This window comes from Ruania zhangjianzhongii (assembly GCF_008000995.1).
Lineage (GTDB): Bacteria > Actinomycetota > Actinomycetes > Actinomycetales > Beutenbergiaceae > Ruania > Ruania zhangjianzhongii.
Map to the genome: position 1 here is coordinate 1200488 of NZ_CP042828.1, position 19311 is coordinate 1219798.

The 19311-nt window shown below is 68.1% G+C and carries 22 protein-coding genes; 6 read left to right on the plus strand and 16 right to left on the minus strand.

Going from position 1 to position 19311, the window contains the following annotated elements; genetic code table 11:
* Positions 1-10: 10 nt before the first annotated feature.
* Positions 11-1636, minus strand: a complete 1626-nt coding sequence (locus tag FU260_RS05530; protein WP_210418206.1) for an MFS transporter — start codon at positions 1634-1636, stop codon at positions 11-13.
* 164 nt (positions 1637-1800) lie between these two features.
* Here FU260_RS05530 and FU260_RS05535 point away from each other — a divergent pair, with 164 nt between their 5' ends.
* Both FU260_RS05535 and FU260_RS05540 read left to right on the plus strand, forming a co-directional pair.
* Positions 1801-2388 (plus strand): helix-turn-helix domain-containing protein, encoded by a 588-nt coding sequence (locus tag FU260_RS05535; protein WP_147916151.1) that lies wholly within the window; start codon positions 1801-1803, stop codon positions 2386-2388.
* 194 nt (positions 2389-2582) lie between these two features.
* The gene (locus FU260_RS05540; RefSeq protein WP_147919338.1) at positions 2583-2723 is read left to right on the plus strand and encodes a MerR family DNA-binding transcriptional regulator; all 141 of its coding nucleotides are present in this window, start codon (positions 2583-2585) and stop codon (positions 2721-2723) included.
* Positions 2724-2820: 97 nt separating this feature from the next.
* Here FU260_RS05540 and fmdA read toward each other — a convergent pair whose 3' ends face one another.
* From fmdA to FU260_RS05560, 4 genes are all read right to left on the minus strand, one after another.
* On the minus strand, positions 2821-4068 hold the full coding sequence (gene fmdA / locus FU260_RS05545; RefSeq protein WP_147916152.1) for a formamidase: 1248 nt from the start codon (positions 4066-4068) through the stop codon (positions 2821-2823).
* A 72-nt stretch (positions 4069-4140) separates the two neighbouring features.
* Positions 4141-4752 carry an AmiS/UreI family transporter gene (locus tag FU260_RS05550; protein ID WP_147916153.1) on the minus strand — a complete coding sequence of 204 codons (612 nt, stop codon included), beginning with the start codon at positions 4750-4752 and terminating at the stop codon, positions 4141-4143.
* A 3-nt stretch (positions 4753-4755) separates the two neighbouring features.
* Positions 4756-5040 carry a zinc ribbon domain-containing protein gene (locus FU260_RS24570; RefSeq protein WP_147916154.1) on the minus strand — a complete coding sequence of 95 codons (285 nt, stop codon included), beginning with the start codon at positions 5038-5040 and terminating at the stop codon, positions 4756-4758.
* A gap of 138 nt (positions 5041-5178) precedes the next feature.
* Positions 5179-6288: a substrate-binding domain-containing protein gene (locus FU260_RS05560; RefSeq protein ID WP_235912438.1), complete on the minus strand. Its 1110-nt coding sequence runs from the start codon at positions 6286-6288 to the stop codon at positions 5179-5181.
* A 165-nt stretch (positions 6289-6453) separates the two neighbouring features.
* On the opposite strand from FU260_RS05560, the gene FU260_RS05565 reads away from it, so the two are divergent.
* A complete protein-coding gene (locus FU260_RS05565) occupies positions 6454-6855 on the plus strand; it encodes a MarR family winged helix-turn-helix transcriptional regulator (RefSeq protein WP_168211665.1) in 402 nt (133 codons plus the stop codon).
* A gap of 86 nt (positions 6856-6941) precedes the next feature.
* On the opposite strand, the gene FU260_RS05570 is transcribed toward FU260_RS05565, so the two are convergent.
* The 9 genes from FU260_RS05570 to FU260_RS05610 all read right to left on the minus strand — a co-directional run bounded on the left by FU260_RS05570 (position 6942) and on the right by FU260_RS05610 (position 15922).
* Positions 6942-7628: an AroM family protein gene (locus tag FU260_RS05570; protein ID WP_147916156.1), complete on the minus strand. Its 687-nt coding sequence runs from the start codon at positions 7626-7628 to the stop codon at positions 6942-6944.
* 15 nt (positions 7629-7643) lie between these two features.
* Positions 7644-8924, minus strand: coding sequence for an alpha/beta fold hydrolase (locus FU260_RS05575; RefSeq protein WP_147916157.1), 1281 nt, complete (start codon positions 8922-8924; stop codon positions 7644-7646).
* Positions 8925-8926: 2 nt separating this feature from the next.
* On the minus strand, positions 8927-9994 hold the full coding sequence (locus FU260_RS05580; RefSeq protein ID WP_147916158.1) for a 2,5-dihydroxypyridine 5,6-dioxygenase NicX family protein: 1068 nt from the start codon (positions 9992-9994) through the stop codon (positions 8927-8929).
* Between the two features lie 41 nt (positions 9995-10035).
* A complete protein-coding gene (locus FU260_RS05585; RefSeq protein ID WP_147916159.1) occupies positions 10036-11718 on the minus strand; it encodes an OPT/YSL family transporter in 1683 nt (560 codons plus the stop codon).
* 28 nt (positions 11719-11746) lie between these two features.
* Positions 11747-12502, minus strand: coding sequence for an IclR family transcriptional regulator (locus FU260_RS05590; RefSeq protein ID WP_147916160.1), 756 nt, complete (start codon positions 12500-12502; stop codon positions 11747-11749).
* 122 nt (positions 12503-12624) lie between these two features.
* Complete coding sequence (locus FU260_RS05595; protein WP_147916161.1) at positions 12625-13569, minus strand: DUF1177 domain-containing protein; 945 nt, start codon at positions 13567-13569, stop codon at positions 12625-12627.
* A gap of 9 nt (positions 13570-13578) precedes the next feature.
* Positions 13579-14289 (minus strand): dipeptidase PepE, encoded by a 711-nt coding sequence (gene pepE, locus FU260_RS05600; protein ID WP_147916162.1) that lies wholly within the window; start codon positions 14287-14289, stop codon positions 13579-13581.
* Positions 14290-14369: 80 nt separating this feature from the next.
* Positions 14370-15011 carry an NAD(P)-dependent oxidoreductase gene (locus FU260_RS05605; protein WP_147916163.1) on the minus strand — a complete coding sequence of 214 codons (642 nt, stop codon included), beginning with the start codon at positions 15009-15011 and terminating at the stop codon, positions 14370-14372.
* The gene (locus tag FU260_RS05610) at positions 15008-15922 is read right to left on the minus strand and encodes an EamA family transporter (protein ID WP_328593022.1); all 915 of its coding nucleotides are present in this window, start codon (positions 15920-15922) and stop codon (positions 15008-15010) included. The genes FU260_RS05605 and FU260_RS05610 overlap by 4 nt, the downstream gene beginning before the upstream one ends.
* 79 nt (positions 15923-16001) lie before the next feature.
* Between FU260_RS05610 and FU260_RS05615 the strand changes: the two genes are divergently transcribed.
* Entirely contained in the window at positions 16002-16874 is an 873-nt protein-coding gene (locus FU260_RS05615; RefSeq protein ID WP_147916164.1) for a LysR family transcriptional regulator, read from the plus strand.
* Positions 16875-16906: 32 nt separating this feature from the next.
* Here FU260_RS05615 and FU260_RS05620 read toward each other — a convergent pair whose 3' ends face one another.
* On the minus strand, positions 16907-17482 hold the full coding sequence (locus FU260_RS05620) for a TetR/AcrR family transcriptional regulator (protein WP_147916165.1): 576 nt from the start codon (positions 17480-17482) through the stop codon (positions 16907-16909).
* Positions 17483-17519: 37 nt separating this feature from the next.
* Here FU260_RS05620 and FU260_RS05625 point away from each other — a divergent pair, with 37 nt between their 5' ends.
* Positions 17520-18506, plus strand: a complete 987-nt coding sequence (locus FU260_RS05625; protein WP_147919341.1) for an alpha/beta fold hydrolase — start codon at positions 17520-17522, stop codon at positions 18504-18506.
* A gap of 9 nt (positions 18507-18515) precedes the next feature.
* Here the strand turns inward: FU260_RS05625 and FU260_RS05630 are convergent, their stop codons facing one another.
* The gene (locus FU260_RS05630; protein WP_147916166.1) at positions 18516-19067 is read right to left on the minus strand and encodes a CGNR zinc finger domain-containing protein; all 552 of its coding nucleotides are present in this window, start codon (positions 19065-19067) and stop codon (positions 18516-18518) included.
* Positions 19068-19092: 25 nt separating this feature from the next.
* Between FU260_RS05630 and FU260_RS05635 the strand changes: the two genes are divergently transcribed.
* Positions 19093-19299, plus strand: coding sequence for a hypothetical protein (locus FU260_RS05635; RefSeq protein ID WP_147916167.1), 207 nt, complete (start codon positions 19093-19095; stop codon positions 19297-19299).
* Positions 19300-19311: the final 12 nt, after the last annotated feature.

The window sequence follows — 19311 nt, forward strand, 5'->3', positions numbered from 1 at the left end:
AGCTATCGCGCTAGACGGTGAGAGCACCGGACGGATCGTGAACTGCGTCCTCGGGGTCGTCGACGGGCTCGGTAGTCGTGGTGGTGTTCTTCGGTCCGCGGAAGAGGACGAAGAATACGAGGGCAGTCATGACGGCGACGCCAACCCACATGGCCTGCTGCCAGCCGGCGATGAATGCCTCGTTCGCGGCAGTGAGTATCTGTTCGGCGTGGACTCCGGCGTTCTGACTGACGGCGGCGGCGTTGGCGATGCCTTCACTGGCAGCGGATGCGAGGTCCGCGGGCACGCCAGTTAGGCGACCGGCGATCGCGCTCTGGTATTCCGCTACGAGCAGCCCGCCCAGAAGTGCGATTCCCAGGGCGGCTCCGAGCTCTCGGGTGAGGTCGTTCAGCGCGGAGGCGATGCCCTGCTGTTCGCGCGGAAGCGAGGAAGTGATGGCCTCGGTCGAGGGTGTCATCGCCAAGCCGGCGCCGAGACCCATGGCCGTGAGACCCGGAAGGACGCTGAGGTATCCGCCATCGGCCGAGACGAGACCGGCCATGAGCGCGAGCCCTGCGGCGGCGATGGTGAGCCCGGTGACCATGCCGGCGCGTGCGCCGATGCGTGCGGCGAGGCGGGGTGCGAGTCCGGAGGCGAGCATCATCAGCAGCGCCATCGGCATCATTCCAACGGTGGCGAGCAGTCCGCTCCAGCCGAGAAGCACTTGGAAGAACGGGTAGAGCACCAGGGACACGCCACCTTGCACACCGAACAAGACCAGCAGCAGTGTGGTGCCGGAGGACAGGCCGCGGGTGCGGAAGTGTCGGATGTCCAGCAGTGGGAACGGGGTGCGCAGCTCCCACAGGATGAACACGACGGTGGCGAGCACGGCAACGGTGAGCGTGATGAACACGCGAGGGTCGGCCCAACCGAGGGATGGTGCTTCGTGGAGGGCGAAGGTGAATCCGACAGTGGCGCTGATCGAGGTAAGCGCTCCGAGCCTGTCGAACCGGCCTGGCGTTTTCTCGCGGGAGTTCGGGACTGCGCGGGCACCGATCAGCAGTGCTGCGACGGTGAGCACGATGGGCAGGGCGAACAGCCACCGCCACGACGCGATATCGACCAGTAGTGCGGAAAGGTACATGCCCAGGATTCCGCCGCCTCCCGCCACCGCGGCCCACATCCCGATCGCTCGGGAGCGCTCCTTGCCGGGGAAGGAGGACGTGATCACAGACAGCGTGACGGGCATGATCATCGCCGCACCAATACCGCTGAGCAGGCGCGCGGCGAGCATGACTTCCATGACCGGGGCTACGGGGGCAGCGATGTTCGCGAGCCCGAACACCGCGAGCCCGGCGATCAGAACAGGCTTGCGACCCAGTCGATCGCCGATCGCTCCCATGGGCAGCAGGAGGGCCGCCAGGGTGAGGGTGTAGGTGTTGATGATCCACAGCACCTGCCCCTGGGAGGCGTCGAACGTCGTCGCAAGCTGCGGCTGGGCGACATTGAGCCCAGAGACGGAGGCGACGACGGCCATCAGAGCGATGCAAACGGCCAGGAGGATCGCACGCCTACGCCGGGGATCGTCGATGACCGGCGCCGACGTGTCCACATCGTTGGAGCCCTCGAACAAGTTCGCGACCCCCTCCAGCGTCACCGTCGCATCTTCGGGACGGCCGTGACCACCGTGATCGCCGTGTTGGTGGCCGTCGTGTGCTGTGCCCACTGCGCTGTCCTCCTACGTACTCGTGATGTCTGCTTCAGAATCACTCACCGCGGCGGGCATGGCAATTATCTTTGCCGAATGGCAAACTCGTAGGTATGGACGAACCCGCAGGCCAAACTCTGGACACCGTCGGCCCACGCTTGAAGCACCTACGGCTGCGCCGCGACGTCACGCTGACCACGCTCGCTGAGGAGACTGGCATCTCCGCGAGCACCCTGTCTCGTTTGGAGGCGGGGCTGCGCCGCCCGACATTAGAGCAGCTGCTGCCTCTGGCTCGCTACTACGGGGTCACCCTCGACTCCTTGGTCGATGCACCCCGCACCGCCAACCCTCGTATCGACCTGCGTCCTCTGTCGTGCACCGACGGGTCGATCATCATTCCGCTGACTCGCCGGCCCGGCGGCATCCAGGCGTACAAGTTCGTTCTCCCCACAGGCAGTGATGACACGGCCCCCGACCTGCATTCTCACGAAGGCTTCGACTGGGCCTATGTGCTGAATGGCACACTGCGGCTCGTTCTCGGCGACCAGGACGTGCTCCTGCAGGCGGGAGAGGCAGCCGAGTTCGACACACGAACGCCGCACTGGTTCGGAGCCACCAGCGCCGGGCCAGTCGAATACCTCAGCCTCGTCGGACGGCAAGGACAGCGCGCTCACGTACGCGCCTCCACCAGCGATCATTAGCGGCTTCGCATCCGCTCCCTTGTCTTGCGGATGCGGGGCCTGGCCCTCGAGCGTCAGCGCGACTGGGCGAGACGATCGAACGGCTCTACCCGCAGGCCGCTGTGACAGGGGCGTGAGAGCGAGCACGGTGAGTAGCGCAGCTCCGCCTCACGGCCGCTACGCCGACCGCCATCGGGCTTGTTGACGCGGACATGATGCCGCGGATCGGTGAAGTTGCCCAATGGGCCAGGGTGAGTGTGCGCCCCCTGCGCTACGACGAGCAGCAGGGGCTGCTCCAGGCCGAGCGCAGCCCTGCCGGTCAGCGACTGTTCGAGGCGAGGGCGGTGGACCGGTGATCAGGCGGTGAGGGCAGGGGCTGAGGTCTGTCTGCAGCGCGCCGACGCCGCCGGTCCGGACGATCGCTCGGACCGGCGGCGTTTCTGGCGCAGCAGGTCAGGAGGTGACAGCCACCTGGCCGCGGTCCTTCTTGACCGGCCCGTCGCCGCCCGGGCGGATCTCGAAGTCGAAGATCTCCGTCGGGAGGAACACCGTGCAGCAGGCGTTCGGGATGTCGACCACGCTGCTGAGCCGGCCCTGGATGGGCGAGGTGCCGAGGATCAGATACGCCTGCTCGCCGGTGTAGCCCCACTTCTCCAGGTAGGTGATCGCGTTCAGGCAGGCGTTGCGGTAGGCCTCGGTCGCGTCCATGTACAGGTTCGTGTCGTCGCGGTGGTCTACCGAGATGCCGGTGAAGGTCAACCACTCGGAGTACACCGGCTCGACCCGGCTGGGCATGAAGATCGGGTTGTGGGTGACCCCGTAGGTATCCATCCCACCCTTGATCAGCTCGACGTGGAGGTCGACGAAGCCGCCCATCTCGATGGCGCCACAGAAGTTGATCTCCCCGTCACCCTGGCTGAAGTGCAGGTCGCCGATGGAGAAGTTCGCCCCGTTGACGTACACCGGGTAGAAGACCCGACTTCCTCGGGTGAAGTTCATGATGTCCATGTTTCCGCCGTGCTCCCGTGGCGGAACGGTCCGGGCGCCGTCCCGGGCGACCTGCTCAGCGATCTCTGCGCTCGCGGTCCCGGCGAGAGTGCCCGGCACCGTCGGCGGGATCGCCAGCGGCGGCACCCGGTCCGGTTGGGTGTCGATCAGAGTCTGTTCCCGGCGGTTCCACTGCGCCAGAAGTTCCGGTGATGGTGCGGTTCCGGCCAGGCCGGGGTGCTGGATCCCGGTGTAGCGCACGCCGGGAATGTGCCGGGAGGAGCATTCTTGGCCGGTGAAGTCCCAGATGGCCTTGTACGCGTCCGGGTAGTAGTCGGTCAGAAACCCGCCGCCGTTCACCTTCGCGAAGATTCCCGAGTAGCCCCAGCCTTCGCCGCAGTTGTCGCCCTGCGTCTGGGGAACGGGGCCGATGTCGACGATATCGACGACGAGCAGGTCGCCCGGCTCCGCGCCTTCGATCGCGAACGGACCGGAGAGCATGTGGTTGAAGTCGAGGTTGACGTCACGGACGTCGTTGGCCGAATCGTTGTTGCCGATCTGGCCGTTCGTCCACTCCTTGCACTCGATGCGGAAGGTCGATCCCGGCTTGACCGTCGCCGCCGGCGGGATGTCCGGATGCCAGCGGTTGTGCCCCGGTACGGCCTGGTCGGTCATGGACTTGGACTGATCGACGCTGAAGATCACTTCGGGCATGGCTAATCACCAATCTGTCTGCAGGGGAGGAAACTCACCCGGTGGCCGGGCTAGCGGTAGCAGAGCGCCGAATCAATCGACCACCTCCTTGACTGGTGCGGTCAGTGGACGTGCAGCGGGTGCGGATACCGCGAGGGCGAGCACGCCGACCACGGCGATCACGATCGCCACGGTCCAGCTACCACTCCATCCGTCGAGCAAGGTCATCAGGGCAGCCACAGTCGTGATCACCCCGATGACGACGGTGTAGACACCGGTCGCGGGGGCGAGGTGCTGCCGTTCGAGGCCGAGGACGAGGAAGAACAGGAACCAGAGGATGCCCCAGAGCAGCCAGATCACGCCGAAGGCGGCGTCCTGGGCACGGAGGAAGCTCTCTGCTGCATAGACGAGGGTGCACAGCGCGACCAGCAGCGCGAACCAGCCGAAGCCGCGGTTGCTGTAGTCCTTGACGGCGTTGATCCCGACCCACAGGTAGGTGAAGCCGAACAGGTAGATCCCCGAGGCGGCGAAGATCGCGTTCAGGTCACCACCGGCGACGAAGATCAGGTAGGTGGGGGTCAGCACCTGCAGCGCACCGACGAACAGGTTGAGCGGGCCTGCTTCCCTGGGTGTCAACCAGCCGAGGAGCAGGAGGCCGTTGACGATGAGGACAGTGCCCACGTAGATGAGGCCGACGGCGGACATGGATCACGGTCTCGGTAGGGCCGGAAAGCCTGGTCGCTGCGTAGTGGCAGAGGTTGGCTGCGCCATGGCGGGGATATGTCGGGTGACTTGTGGCGTTTCGCTGCTGAGGCCAGCCTGTGTCGCTGCGCGATCGAGGGAGGGGGAGAGTCGGCTCAGGTGTGGTGAGCTGAGTGCGCGGGCCCCGAGGCAATCGCAGTCTGGACAGTGTGCCGGGTCCGTGCGGCGGGCGATGGTGCGCAGCAGCTCGAAATCTCCGCAACGTGGGCAGGTGTAGGAGTAGGTCGGCACGAGATACCTCCATTGGTTTCAATGACAATATTTCCAAATGAAAGCAAATGTCAAGGTAGCGCCGCTGCGGTGCTGGGCGGGTCGGGCAGAGGTCTCGCTGGCACGCTGTGCGGGTCGGGCGCTGGAACGCGGCGCGGATCAGGCGGAGATGCCTCGTGGCAGCGAGGTGACGACCTCGAAGTCCGTGACATCTGCCCGGGCGAGGTAGACCGATTGCCGGAGGTGGCCTGACCGTAGCTCCATAGAGCCACGTGGCCCGTCATACCCCAGCCCTTCCGACACGCGCAGGATCGCCTCGATAGAGGTGTCCTGGGCTGTGGCGAAGAGGGCGGTGAGGAGCTGGAGTCCTTCGTAGCAGGACTCGCCCTGGTTGTTCAGCGGCGGTGCATCGGGTCCGAAGGCGGCGGCGTAATCGCCGACGAAGTCGAGCGAGTTGCCGGTGGGCAGAGAGCGGAAGTAGCCGGCTGCCACGTACAGGTCGCGGGTCGCTGCAGGACCGGAGGCGAGCAGCATGTTCTCCTCCATCAGCGGTGTCAGTCGAACGAGCCCGTCATCGAGGCCGCGTGCGGCGAACTGTCGGTTGAAGCGGACCGCGTCCTGACCGACCAGGAACATCAGCACACCGTCGGCGCGCGGTCCGCGCTCGATCCCGTCCAACACGGTCGCGAAGTGCTCAGAGTCAAAGTGGGTGAGAGTGGTGCTCAGTACGTCCAGGCCGAGCGCCTCGGCATAGCCGCAGGCGGCTTGTGCCGAGCGCCTGGGCCAGACGTAGTCCGAGCCGACGATGTGCCAGCGACGCACGTTCGCTTCGTCCCGGAGCCAGGCGAGAGCAGGTGCGATCTGGTCTCCCGGGGTCTCGCCGACGCAGAAGACGCCCGGGCGATTCTCGCCACCCTCGTACAACGAGGTGTACACATACGGGATGCGTCCCTGGGTGATGGGTGCGACAGCCTCCCGGACTGACGAGATGTGCCACCCCGTCAGGGCGTCGATATGGCCGGCATCGACCAGGCTCCGGACGGTACGGGCGACCTTCTCCGGCCGCTGACCCGCGTCGATCACCTCGAACTCGACGGGGCGACCGAGCACGCCGGAGGCGTCCGCCTGCCGCCGATAGAGCTCGGCAACCGCCTCACACGACGGGCCGAAGATACCGCCGGGCCCTTGGAGCGGGATGGCGAGGCCGATTCGGATCGCGTCTGCCCCGACAGCGCTCCGGTGGCCCCGACCCGCCGAGTGCATGTGCATGTTCACCACCACGGGTGCATCAGATAGTATTTTCATCTGAAAGGGATGTGACCAACGTAGAACATTGGTCGCCAGTTGGGAAGGACCCGGATGGTTGGGGCATCAGTGAGTGGGCCGGTTCAGTCACCGCCGCGTGGCGGTCTCGACGTCCGCCTGCTGACCCTGGTGACGGCTCGTGTCCATCGAGATGTCGCCGCCACACTCGCTACCGAGGAGCTCTCCGTCGACCAGTGGACTGTGCTCGACTACCTCGACGACGTCGGGCCGTGCACGATGACGGCACTGGCAGGTGCGACCGGGACCAACGGTGCCACGCTGACGCGCATCGTCGATCGGTTGGTGAGTCGGGCCCTGGTCTATCGGAACGCCGATTCTGGGGACCGTCGCCGCGTGCTGGTGCACGTTTCCGAGCGTGGCCGAGAGATGACCCGCGACCTGCGACCGCGTGTGCGTGCCGCGGAGCAGCGCGCGACGTCCGAACTGACCGAGGGCGAGCGCGACGAGCTCGGGCGGATGCTGCAGCGAATCTCGACTCCGCCGCGGACGGCCGACGATCCAGGCGGCTGAGAAGAGCCTGGCCTCGCGGATGGCGGAGTCAGCTCGGGGATGGCGAAGCCAGGGGCGCAGAGTGGGCACCGGCGGCGCTGTCGCCGTCAGAGCATCGAGGCGAGCAACCGTCCGGCCACCGAGCGCACGGTGACCACGGGGACGTCAGCACAGGCAGCCACGGCGGCCTCGCGCATCGCCTCGTCGTAGCCGATGCAGTCGAGTACCACCAGGTCGCTGACCGTCGCGACCTCTGCGGCGGCCGTGGCGATTGCCTCGGCGGAGTCCGTGTACGGGCTGGCTGCGCCGACCGCTGCCGGCCGCACACCGATCGACTGCTGCCAGTGGCCGTAGGCATCGGCTACCTGCTCCGGGAGCGGGCTCAGCACACCCAGACGACCACCACCTCGGGCGAGGCCACTGAGCAAGCCTCGAACGCCGTCGTGCGCGAGACGCTCCACCAGGAACAGCGGCCGTTCGTGACGAACGTCGGGGAACTCCCCGGAGCACACGAGCAGGCTCAGGTCGGCGCCGTCCGCTTCCCCGCGGGCAATAGCCTGTTCGACCAGGGGGATCGACTGGTCGTGGCCGAATATGGCCGAACTGCCGTCACGCAGCCGCGAGGTGAACGCATGCTCCCCAGTCCGGGGCGCGAGCGCGGCGATCTGTGCGGCATCCAGGCCGTCCAGCCCGCCGTGCTCGATCAGCTCGGTGCCGGCGGGGAGGATGCCCGCCAGCTCAGGCGTGAGGTCAGAGCGGGGCGACTGCCCGATCGTGATCACGGCTAGCTTCATGGATCGCTCCCGTCCTCAGCGGTGCAGCAGGGTGAGTAGCCGGTCCAGCAGCCGGTACCCGTCGGCGCGGATGCCGTCGTGCTGATACTCGTTGGTCACCAGCGGCCGCAGCCCGCGAATCGCCTCGGCTGTTGCCACCGAGGCCTCGCGGGGGACGAACATGTCGTCGGAGTAGATCGCTGCCGCTACCGGCACCTCGTTCGCCGCCAGTGCGTCGAGGTCGTACAGCGCCGGGAAGTCCTCGCGCTGGGCGAGCAGGTCCGCAACCTCGGCCAGCGGCGCCAGAGCGGGATCCTCCTCGAGCTGCCACGGGAAGATGTGCTCCCCGGTCAGTAGCGGCCGGTCCAGGCCGGGGTCGAACTCGGGGAGCGAGCGTCGGACCCGGTGTGCTGCCCAGGCGGTCGCCCCGTGGGAGGCGTCGCCCTGGGCATAGATCGTCTCGTGCATCACGGCATACAGCGGGTTGCCCGCGAAGGAGACGACGCCGCCCACCTCCCGCAGGAACCGCTCCCGCAGCCGGCGTTCACCGCCGACGGTGACGAACGGGTCCTCGAGCAGGTAGTGCAGGGCCTCGAACCCGGTGGAGGAACCGAGCGTGAGGCCGATCTGCAGGAGGCGGGGCACGGACAGTGCTTCACCGGTCGGCAGCAGCTCCTCGCCCGAGCGCAGGTGCGCCACGACCTCGGCCACCGTTGTCGCATCGTGCGGGTAGCGGGCGAAGAACGCGGCGTTGCGGCGGGCGGTCTGTGCGAACGTCAGCCGGTACACCTCGTCCGCCGGGCCGGTCAGGGCTGGGAGGCCGGCGGTGATCAGCACCTCCCGCAGCCCGTGCGGGGCGCTGGACAGGTACGCGGTGGCGATGAATCCGCCGTAGGACTGGCCGAGCACGGTCCACGGATCGTCGCCAAGGGCAAGGCGCAGCGCCTCGGCGTCGGCCACGATCGAGTCGGCACGGAAGTGGCTCAGGTAGGCGGCCTGGGCGGCCCCGGTCATCCCGGCCAGCGTCTGCCGGTCCGCCGGAGTGGACCGGCCGGTGCCGCGCTGGTCCAGCAGCACCACCCGGTACTCCTGCAGGCCACGGTCCAGCCAGCCACCGATCGATGTGGGCCGGTTCGCGCGGTTGCCCGGCCCGCCCTGGAACCACACCAGGCGCGGGCGGTCCGCGCCGCCGTCCCGGACGACCTCCCGGGCGAAGATCTCGATGCTCCCCGGGGACGCGCCCGTGTGGTCCAGCGGCACGGTGAGGGTGTGCTCATGGACGTCATGTCCGTCGATGCGGTGGCTGTGGGTCTGCATGATCAGTAGCCGTCCACTCCGAGGCGGCGGCAGATCTCGACGAGCTCGGGGTGGACGTACCTGCCGCTCTCCTCCAAAGCCACACCGTCCACATAGATCGACGGGGCCACGTTGGATCCGTCCGAGTGTGCGGGGGCAACCCAGGATTCGCCGCCGATCCAGGCTCCCTTAGTGCCGATACCGAACTCCACGCAGCCGAAGACGCGTTCGTCCTCGACGATCCGCCCGGTGGACTTGGTGACGCCCGGGTTGTAACCCAGGGACCAGTGCGCGACCCGGTACATGTTCGGATCGTCTTGTGCGGCGAGCCAGGAGCGGTAGACGTCGGCGTCCCGGCCGGTGCCGGCCACGTCGGTGACCACACCGTTCTCCACGGTCAGCGTGATCGGGTTCGTGATCAGGCCGTTCTCGTCCGGGGGCCAGGCGGCGCCGTCAAAGACGATAGTGCCGTTCTGCGTCTCCTCGATCGGGTTCCAGGAGATCTGCCCGGCGAGCATCACCGACATTCCGGGCTTGTCTGCCGGGATGCCGCGCACATGGATCGGGCGGTCGCCGGTGCGGCCGGTGATGTCCATCCCATTGGCGGACGTGATCCGGATCTCCTCGCCGGCGCTCATCAGGTCCACCAGCTTGTCCCCGAGCTCGCGCACCCCTTGGTAGTCCACCTTGGCGACCGTGTCCACGAGCATCTGCACGTCCAGCCCGGTCAGGCAGGTGTACCGCGTCCCGCGGTCCATCGCTGCGCGGAACGCGTCCGAGTGCATGATGTAGCCGAGCTGGAGCTCGATCCAGACATCGGCGCCGAGAGCGGCGCCGGCGACCGGGGCCGGCGGTTCGATGGCGGACTGCCAACGGGTCTCGTACCGAACGATCACCGGATGAGCGCCCACCGCCATGGCCGCGCCGCCGAGCAGCTCGGCCACGCGCATGTCCGAGGAGGTGTCGGTGGTGATGAGGACGTCCTCGCCCTCCTGCACGCACATGATCTCCTCGATCAGCTTGCGGGCGCCGACGAATGCCTCGAACGCGAGGTACTCGCCCCGCGACTCGATCCGGTTGGTGACCTCCATGGGTCTGTCCTTTCGGTAGTGGGGGACTGGGTGCGGGCCGGTCAGCGGATGATGCGGCCGAGTGAGGCCAGGGCATCACCGGCGATCAGTCCGGCACCGAACAGGTTGAGGTCGTCCTCCGCCTTACGGCCCTTGGTACGGCGGATGATCACCCGGACCAGCAGTGCGGCGAACACCAGCCAACAGGCATAGGGCGAGGAGATCAGCAGACCGGTGGCGAGCATGATGCCCATCTGCCGGGTCGAGCCGCCGAGTGCCTGGATGAGCGCCCCGGGGATGGCCCAGATCACCAGGTTCTGCACAGCCTGTGGGTTGGTCAGACCGGCACTGATCGTGTCGGCGAAGACCACGGACACCGGAGGCAGGGAGCCGGCTTCGAAGTAGGAGCGCCACAGCAGGGCGACCATCACCAGCGCGACGACGAACCCGATGATCGCCGAGTAGTACTGCTGCTTGCGGCCAGACATCTCGTACCGGGTGTACTCGGGGTGCCGGGAGTGGATCCGGCGCAGCATCCAGCCCGCCTTGAAGTCGTAGCCCAGATCGGCGAAGGCAGGTCCGGTGGCGGCGCAGTAGCCGACCAGCACCACCAGTGGCACCTCCGGCAGACCGAGCACCAAGCCGAGGACCAGGAAGATCAGCGTCACCGCGAAGGCCGGGAACCAGCCGGAGTGCATCGCTGCCAGCCCCACGATGATCTCGTGCACGAACGCGGCGACGGCGGCGAAGACGACCCAGCCGATCAACGCAGGGATGCTCAGATCGGCGATGATTCCGGAGAGGAGCGCCAGCGCGACCGCGACCAGCAGGAACAGCACCACACCGGAGCCGAGGCCGCGGCCGAGCTCGGTGGCGGTGCGCGAGTGGTAGAAGGCGGGGTCGATGCTCTCGTCCACCTCGGCGGCGGCCGGACGTGCCATTCCGTGCCGCTCGGCATCTGTCTTGGCGTCGGCGGCCTTCTTCTTCTGCCGGTTGGTGAGGATCAAGATTGCCTGGATCAGCGCGACGACTCCGGCGCCGATCATCACCCCGTGTGGGATGTACTCATCGGAGAGGGAGATGTTCTCCAGGCCAGGGATGATCGGTGCGTACTGGTTGACCATCAGCCCGACACCGAACATCAGCAGCGCGACGATGTTGCCGATCAGAGCGACGCCGGCGGCCGAGCCGCTCAGGCCGAACCAGGAGAGCGCTGCGCCGACCACACCGCCGCCGACGAGGATCTTGGCGCGCCGGCCACCTTCGTCACCGGCCTTGATCGTCTCTGCCGCGGCGATACCGGGGGGCCAGGCAGCGGTCGCCGGCAGGAACCGGGACCCGAACGTCTGGAACAGCACCCAGGAGTCGACGGCCAGACCGGCACCGGCACCGAGCAGCAACGGCCAGATCAGGTCCGGCCGGCCGAACGCCCAGCCGATGGCGATCGGCGTGAGGAGTGCGTTGGCCGCACCGAAGGTGGCCGAAGAGATCGCGGTCTGGGCGAGATTCTGCCGGTTGATATCGCGGAACCTGTGCAGACCCCAGATACCGGCTCGGCCGATGACCATCGCGACCAGCGCGCCGATCACCGAGGTGTTCGCGGAGATGCCCAGGGTGGTGACCAGGTGGAGGCCGATAAAAGCACCGAGCACGGAGAGCAGGACCGTGACGATCAAGGTCCGCGGAGCGAAGGCGCTCGGGTGGCGGAGTGGTTCAGTGCTCGTGGACGCAGCGTCGTGCGACATGACGAAGTCTCGTTTCGTGCGTGTGGGGTCAGGCGGTGACTGGGCGCAGTGCCCGTCCGAGCTGGTCCGCGCTGTGCAGCACGGCACCGACGATCTCCTCCGTCTGCGGCGTCATGTACGCCGGTGGCCCGAGGACGCTCACGGAGCCGAAAATGGCACCGTCGAGCAGAACCGGTGCGGAGATCGCCATCACCCGGGCATCGAACTCGCCCTCGCTGATGGCATAGCCGTGCTGCCGGACCTGCTCGTGGCGGCGGGTCAGCTCGGCAACCGCATCGGGGTCAGGCTTGTGGCCGTCGGCACCGAGCAGATCCGGTGCGGATGCGGTGGGGTGGAAGGCAAAGATGGCGTGCCCGGTGGACCCGAGGTGGCCGGGATAGGACCGGCCCAGGGCGGTGGCGTAGCGCAGCATGCCCGGTCCGTCGCAGGCGGCGATCGTCCGGTACCGGAACCCGTCCGGAACGCAGACCACCACCGACTCTCCGGCAGCGGCGGCGAGCTCCTCCAGAATGGGCTCGAGCTGGTGCCGCAGCCCGGGGCTGCCCTCGGCCTGCCGGCCGAGCTGGACCAGCGTAGGGCCGAGGGTGTACCTGCGGGTCGCCGGGTCCACCACGGTGAAACCCTGGCCGGCCAAGGTGGCCAGCATCCGTTGCACCTGAGACTTGTCCAGCCCTAGCTCGTCCGCCAGCTCGGTCACGCCCCGAGTGGGGCGATCCTCGGTGAAGGCGCGCAGGACCCGCAGAGCGCGGCTCACAGTGAGCAGTTCTCCAGGTCGAGCAGTCATGGGCACCCTTCGTTGCGATGTCTGAGAACTATTTCCCTATATCTGCATCCTGTCAAGCGGACGACACGAGAACGGCGCCCGCTCGGATCGAGCGGACGCCGTTCTGGTGGAACGCTTGGGGTCTAGCGCGACACCCGCTGCAAGTGGGTCGCGGGACCGTACAGCTCTTCCAGCCGGGCGAACTCGTCACCGTCGCGGAACTGCAGGCTGCCGGCGCCCAGCTCCTTCGCCACCTCGAGGCAGAACCGCGCAGCCAGCGCGATATCGGTCTCGTGGCTCGCTCCGGGCGCGGACCCGGCCACAGTGGTCTCGGTGGTCAGGGCCAGCCCCACCACCGGCACCTCGGCAGCGGTTGCTGGCTGCAGGATCGAGTTGATGTGGTACAGCCCGTTGGCGTACGGCGTGATGTCCTGGGTGGCCAGTGGAAACACCTGGGCGGGGATACCGCAGACCGTCTCGTAGACCGACACCAGATCGGGGCTGACCGGCAGAATGTAGCCCTGCTGCACCGTGGGGGAGATGGCGATACCCCGGTGGTTGATCACCCGGTTGCCCTTGGTCGTGTCGATGGAGACGATCGCATCCATCTCCGGCAGCACCTCATGGGCGTTCATCGTGGACATGTCCACCGGTGAGTCCATGAACGGCACTGGATCGTGCGGGCGCGTCGGTGCGTCCGGGCAGACATGTGTGCCGATCACCAGGTCTCCGGGGAGCTGGTCGCCGCGGCTGAACATCTCCAACGCCTTGGCCGCCAGCGAGAGGGCCGCTGTGGCGCCGTCGCCGTCGGAGACGTAGCCGATGCGTTCCGGCCGTGCGCCGATCCCGCCGAGCCGGCCGATCACCCCCAGGGTGCGTGCCGAACCGCCACCCGTCTTCCCGGCTGATCCCGGGATCTTCACGGTGACGAAGTCGGTGCTGCCCTTGGGCCCGGTCACGGTCTGGCTGGTCACCTCGACCTCACCGGCGCGGCCGCCGGCAGCGTCGGTGAGCGCGGCGACGACCGATGTGCCGCTCGCAGCCGGGTCGTCGAGCAGGTCGAGAATGGTCAGGACGTGCTTGAGCATGAGACTCCTTCAGCGTGGGGAACAGGTGAGCAGGTGGCTCAGGTCCGCGCCGGTGGCGAGGTCGACCGGTTCGCTGCCGCGGTCGAACAGCCGAGCCCCGGCGGGTTCGCCTGCGAGGGTGAGGATATGCCCCTTCCGGCGCAGCCAGGTTCCTTCGCGCAACCCCAGCACCGGTCCTGGGTTCTCCTCCAGGTATTGCAGCAGTCGTAGTTCGCGGGTCTCTCCCTGGTGGGTGGAGTCGGGATCCGGGTCCAGGTAGTGCGGGTTGATCTGGAACGGCACCAGGCCCAGTGCCGCGAACGAGTCCGGCTCCACGATCGGCATGTCGTTCGTCGTCTTCAGCGAGGGCGTCGCCACGTTGGTTCCGGCCGAGGAGCCGATGTAGGGCATACCACTCTCGACGGCGGAGCGAACTTTGTCGATCAGCCCTTCCGTGTGCAGCCGGGCCACCAGGCGAAACGTGTTTCCGCCGCCGATGAAGATCGCCTCGGCCTGGCGCACCAGGTCCGCCGGCGGACCGGTGTGTGCGCCGGTGACCCGCACACCGAACGGTTCGAGTGCGCGGGCCACCTGGGCGGTGTAGCCATCGTGGTCGGCGAGTGCGTAGGGGACGAAGACGAGCTCGGTGATCGGCTCCAGAATCTCGGCGAGCGCATCCCGAGCATGCTCCAGGTAGCCGCGCCCGGGTGCCGTGGAGTTGGACAGCAGCAGTAGGTCCATCGGTGTGAGTCCTTCCGGTGATGGTCCGGATCAGCGTAACCACGCACCGGGGCAGGGCTATGCAGTGCCCGCGGCGTCGCTCAGCCCGCGTGCACCACGGTGAAGTGCCGGTCCATCCCTGGGCTCTCGAACTCGTCGAGCACAGCAATGGCGAGGTCGGCGGCGCTGATCCGCGACGTGCCGTCGGCACGGGTCAGGAGCTGGGAGGTGCCACGGCGGTAGGAGCCGGTCCGTGCCCCGGGCTCTAGGACTGCCGGCGGGCTCAGGTAGACCCAGTCGGCGTCAGCGTGCCGCCGGCAGGCGTGGAACTGGTCCAGGCTGGCTTGGGCGATAGACCGCCACTGCGGTGGGACATGTGCCGGGTCGTCGATCACGAGCCGATCCGGGTCGGTGGGCGAACGCAACGGCGCCGACCCGCCGACCACCAGGATCCTGGTGCCGGTCCGGGCGGCGGCATCGAGTACGCGGGTGGTCGCCGGCGCGAGGCGATGGTGCTCGTCGACCGGGAACCGCACGGTGAGTACAGCGGCGTCGCACTCGGCGAAGGCCGGGTCGAGCTCGCCCGCTCTCGCGAGGTCCAACGGGAGCTGCCTGACCCGCTCCTCCTGCGCCGTCGCCCTGGCCGTACGGGAGATGGCGGTGAGCTCGTGGCCCCGCACCAGAGCTTCGCTGACGATGGCGCTCCCGGCCATCCCGGTGGCGCCGAACACGGAGATCTTCATGATGTGAGCAGGTCCTTCTTTCTGCGTGGGGTGAGCTGGCCGGCGACCATCGCTGCCAGCGCCAGTGCGAATCCGCAGATCTGCACCGGAGTGAGCAGCTCGCCGAGGAGGAGGACGCCGAGCACGGCCGCAACCAACGGCGAGAGCAGGCCGAGCAGCGCCGTCGCCGTCACCGGAAGCCGCCGGATTCCGGCGAACCACAGGGAGTAGGTGACCAGCCCGCCGATCAGCCCGAGCCACAGATAGCCCGCCACTGCCGGACCGTCTACGTGTTCCGGGATGCCCTCGAACAGCAGGGTCGGCAGCAGCAGCACAAGGCCGCCCGCGGTGAGCTGCCAGCCGGCCAGGGTGATGGCACCTACCCCCACGGGGCGCCCCCACCGCTTGATCAGGACCACTCCCAGGCCCATCGAGAGGGCCCCGCCCACGCCGGCGAGCACGCCGATCACATCGATCCCTGCCCCGGGTCCGAGGACCACCATCCCCACACCGGCAACACCGACGACCCCCCACCCGACTCGCCAGCGGGAAAACCGTTCATGCAGGATCACCACCACCAGGAGGGCGACGATGATCGGCTGGCTGGCGCCCAGCGTCGCGGCCACTCCGCCCGGTAGGCGCTCCGCAGTGATGAAGAGCAGCGGCAGGAAGATCCCGAAATTGAGGGTGCCCAGCACCGCGATCTTCCACCACCAGTCGCCATGGGGCAGCCTGCGGGAGATCAGCAGGGCCAGAATTCCCGCGGGAAGTGCGCGCAGGAGGGCCGCGAACAGGGGGTGGCCGGCCGGTAGCAGCTCGGTGGTCACGATGTAGGTGGTGCCCCACACCATCGGCGCCAGAGCGGTCCGCGCGGTCAGGCCGGCCCGGGTGCCGGCGCCGATCGGTGCGGCTGCTGTTGTTGTCGTCGTCACCGGACCATCGTGCGGCCTCAAGGATCAATGAGTCCAACACATGCTTGTCATCTTATCTATCGTGAATCATGATTGATTGATGGAGCTGCAGCAGCTGAGGTACGTCTTGGCCGTCGCGGAGGAGGCCAGCTTCACCCGAGCGGCAGCCCGGTGCTTCGTGGTGCAGTCGGCGCTCAGCCACCAGGTCAAGTCGCTGGAGCAGGAGCTCGGCCTCGTGCTGTTCGCCCGCACCAGCCGGAGGGTCGAGCTCACCGCGGCGGGGGAGGCCTTCCTGCCCGCGGCTCGGGCGAGCCTCGAGGCCGCCGAGCGGGCCGCCGTCGATGCGGCGGCAGCGACCGGTCTGGTGCGCGGACAGCTGCGGGTGGGAATCATCCCGACCGTCACCGCCGTGGATGTGCCCGGCGCCCTCGGCGCGTTTCGCCAGACGCACCCCCAGGTGCGGATCGCGTTGCAGGTCTCCGGGAGCGACGCCCAGGAGGCGGCGATCGTCCGCGGCGAGCTCGATATCGGCCTGCTCGGGCTCCCGGAGAACCGCCGCCCCCGCGGTGTGGCCTGGCGCAGCCTGGGCACCGACCGGCATGTCGCCGTCCTCAGCCGCGAGCACGGGCTCGCTACCCACGGCGAGGTGAGCCTGCACGATCTGGAGCAGGAGCCGTTCGTCGATTTCACCGCCGGCTCCCCGGGGCGCGCACAGAGCGATATGGCGTTCGATGCTGCGGGGATCGCTCGGGATGTGGCGTTCGAGGTGATGGCCACTGACCTGATGATCGACCTGGTCCGGCAGAACCTCGCTGTGGTGCTCTTGCCGTCCCGCTATGCACCGCGTGCTCGTGGTCTGATCAGTATCCCGATCACCGACGGGCCGACTCGAGCCGAGTATCTCGCCTGGAGCAACTTCAACCCCAGTCCCGCTGCCCGCGCCTTCCTGGACATCATCGAGCGGGAGGCGTGAGCCGGGTCGCCCCCGGGCCTCGCCAGCGGGTACTAGCCCGCGCGCCCGAGCGCACGCTCGATCGTCGCCCGCAGTGTTCGTTCGGCCGCGCGTGCGGACAGTCCGCCGGTCAGCACCCGCATCCCGAGGCCATCGGCGGCGGCGATCAGCGACCGTGCCACCGTGCGGGGATTCTGCACGTGCCCAGCGATCCGGGTGATCAGCCGCGCCGCCTCCCGCTCGGCGCTGTCCTTGGCCTCGGCCAGCAGCTTCGCCAACGCGGGGTGGTTGATCCCGGCCGCCACGTACTGATGGAAGATCGCCACACCGGCACGGGCCGCCGTGGTCCGCGGTATCGGATGGGCGATCAACTGCCAGAGCGCTTCGGCGTCACCGGCATCGGCGCTCGCCCGGGCGTATCGGTCGGCCGCACCGGAGAGCATCGCCGCCAGGCTGCTGTGGAGCAGCTCGTCCTTGGTGTGGAACCGGTACTGGATCCTGCCCACCGAGACGCCGGCAGCGGCAGCGACCGTGCGCATCGACACTCCTGCCATGCCCCGTTCGGCGATCACCTGCCACACCGCTGCGATGATCGCGGCGTGGCGTTCGTCGACGTCAGAGCTGGTCATCTCGCCATCGTAACGGTGAAAAGTACGGGTGTATCGAATGGTGGGTAGACTCGATCTACACCACTTCAACACGACTGTATTTATCGGCGAAGGGAGTGTGGTGGCACAGTCGAACCGCAGCCGTCGCGCAGCAGAGGCTGGGTACTGGCGCAGCGAGGTCGGTTTCGAGGCCTACAAGGCGGCCTATGACGAAGCGATGGCCACCATGCCGCCACCGACCCGTACCCGCGATGTGCCCATCGAGCTCGGCAGCGTGCGTGTCTACGAATGGGCGCCCCGCGAGGAAGGCGAGACCGATGCGCTGCCGGTGATCCTGGTTCCCGGGATCCGCTCCGGCGTGCCGATGTGGGCCGAGAACCTGCGGTACTGGCTCGGTGAGCGCACCCTTTACGCGATGGATGCGGTCGGCGATGCCGGGCTGTCCACCCACACCGTGCCATTCGAGTCCTTCGACCATCAGGTGGGCTGGCTGGAGCAGGCGCTCGCTGGGCTGGGGATCGAGCAGGCGCACGTGGTGGGCCACTCCTTCGGCGGTGCGATCGCTGCCACCCATGCTCTGCACCACGCTGGCCGAGTTCGTTCGCTCACGTTGCTCGAGCCGGTGATGGTGCTGCACACCATGCCGCTGTCGATCTATCTCTGGGCCTCCGTGCTGCTGCTTCCGCTCCCGCAGTCGTGGAAGGATCGCGCACTGGCGGAGATCGGCGGGGTCACCATAGCCGAGGTCCAGGAGCGCACGCCGATGTCGGTGATGATCGACGAGGGGTCGAAGCACTACGCCGCTGCCGCTCTGACCCCGCGCACCCTGACCGACGCCGAGTGGCGCTCGATGTCGATGCCGATCCGGGTCGAGATCGCCAGTGACAAATCGCTGGCCGGCGGTGCGAAGGCCGCCGAGCGAGCGCGCTCGCTCGGGGTCGATCCGACCATCGTCCGGCCGAACACCACCCACTCGTTGCCCATGCAGGCGGCGGAAGCGCTCGGGCGGGAGCTGCCGGCCTACTGGGCCAGCCACGACCGCTGAGGGGCAGGGTCAGGACTTCGAGGAGGCCGGCGTGCTGCGGGCGCGGTGCCGCCGTACCGCCGCCCGGTTGGCGCAGCGCACCGAGCAGTACTGCTGGCGACCGTTGCGGGTCACGTCCACCACGACGGCGGAGCACGGGTCGCGTGGTGCCGCTCCGGCAGCACATCGGCCGAGCCGGTGCATCCCGCGGGTACTCAGGTGCAGCGCCGTGCCGACGCTGATCACCGATACCAGCACTTCGGGCAGCGAGTCGCGTTCGTCGCGGTAGTGCAGGTGCCAGCCCTCGTCGTCGTGGTCGGTGAGCCGGGGGTAGGCGGCGGCCGCCGCCAGCTGTGCGTTCAGCAGTGCAGCACGCTGCTGCGGCCCGGGAGCGTCGACGACGTCGAGCCAGTTGTCGATCACCTCGCGGGTGCGCTGGTGGTCCCCAGCTGCCGCGGAGAAGCCCATCGTCATGCCGAACTCGCGCGTGCGGGCCACGATCCCGGCCCGGTCTGCGGGCCAGTCGTTGGCGAGGGTGGCCGCCAGGAGGACCGCGTACTCGCCGTAAGGGTTGAGATGCATAAGGCCATTACATCACGGTAGGACTATGACAGTTCTTCACGACCGGGCCGGTGCCGGATCGACCCGCGACGAGCAGCTCCACGACTGGCTGGTGGAGTCCCGTCACGACATTTCCACCGGCACTGTGGTCTACGTGTGCTGTACCCGGTGCGGCGTGCGCCGGGTCGAGCTCCAGGAGTCGCCGTGGCTCCCGCCGCTGGCGATCAGTCGGGAGCTGCCGCAGCGCCGGTGACCCAGGCGCCGA

Bases quoted from the DNA above. Each gene is read 5' to 3' on its own strand.
- FU260_RS05535 (WP_147916151.1), top strand. From the start codon at position 1,801: ATGGACGAACCCGCAGGCCAAACTCTGGACACCGTCGGCCCACGCTTG.
- FU260_RS05540 (WP_147919338.1), top strand. From the start codon at position 2,583: ATGCCGCGGATCGGTGAAGTTGCCCAATGGGCCAGGGTGAGTGTGCGC.
- fmdA (WP_147916152.1), bottom strand. From the start codon at position 4,068: ATGCCCGAAGTGATCTTCAGCGTCGATCAGTCCAAGTCCATGACCGAC.
- FU260_RS05550 (WP_147916153.1), bottom strand. From the start codon at position 4,752: ATGTCCGCCGTCGGCCTCATCTACGTGGGCACTGTCCTCATCGTCAAC.
- FU260_RS05560 (WP_235912438.1), bottom strand. From the start codon at position 6,288: ATGCACATGCACTCGGCGGGTCGGGGCCACCGGAGCGCTGTCGGGGCA.
- FU260_RS05570 (WP_147916156.1), bottom strand. From the start codon at position 7,628: ATGAAGCTAGCCGTGATCACGATCGGGCAGTCGCCCCGCTCTGACCTC.
- FU260_RS05575 (WP_147916157.1), bottom strand. From the start codon at position 8,924: ATGCAGACCCACAGCCACCGCATCGACGGACATGACGTCCATGAGCAC.
- FU260_RS05580 (WP_147916158.1), bottom strand. From the start codon at position 9,994: ATGGAGGTCACCAACCGGATCGAGTCGCGGGGCGAGTACCTCGCGTTC.
- FU260_RS05585 (WP_147916159.1), bottom strand. From the start codon at position 11,718: ATGTCGCACGACGCTGCGTCCACGAGCACTGAACCACTCCGCCACCCG.
- FU260_RS05590 (WP_147916160.1), bottom strand. From the start codon at position 12,502: ATGACTGCTCGACCTGGAGAACTGCTCACTGTGAGCCGCGCTCTGCGG.
- FU260_RS05595 (WP_147916161.1), bottom strand. From the start codon at position 13,569: ATGCTCAAGCACGTCCTGACCATTCTCGACCTGCTCGACGACCCGGCT.
- pepE (WP_147916162.1), bottom strand. From the start codon at position 14,289: ATGGACCTACTGCTGCTGTCCAACTCCACGGCACCCGGGCGCGGCTAC.
- FU260_RS05605 (WP_147916163.1), bottom strand. From the start codon at position 15,011: ATGAAGATCTCCGTGTTCGGCGCCACCGGGATGGCCGGGAGCGCCATC.
- FU260_RS05615 (WP_147916164.1), top strand. From the start codon at position 16,002: ATGGAGCTGCAGCAGCTGAGGTACGTCTTGGCCGTCGCGGAGGAGGCC.
- FU260_RS05620 (WP_147916165.1), bottom strand. From the start codon at position 17,482: ATGACCAGCTCTGACGTCGACGAACGCCACGCCGCGATCATCGCAGCG.
- FU260_RS05625 (WP_147919341.1), top strand. From the start codon at position 17,520: ATGGTGGGTAGACTCGATCTACACCACTTCAACACGACTGTATTTATC.
- FU260_RS05630 (WP_147916166.1), bottom strand. From the start codon at position 19,067: ATGCATCTCAACCCTTACGGCGAGTACGCGGTCCTCCTGGCGGCCACC.
- FU260_RS05635 (WP_147916167.1), top strand. From the start codon at position 19,093: ATGACAGTTCTTCACGACCGGGCCGGTGCCGGATCGACCCGCGACGAG.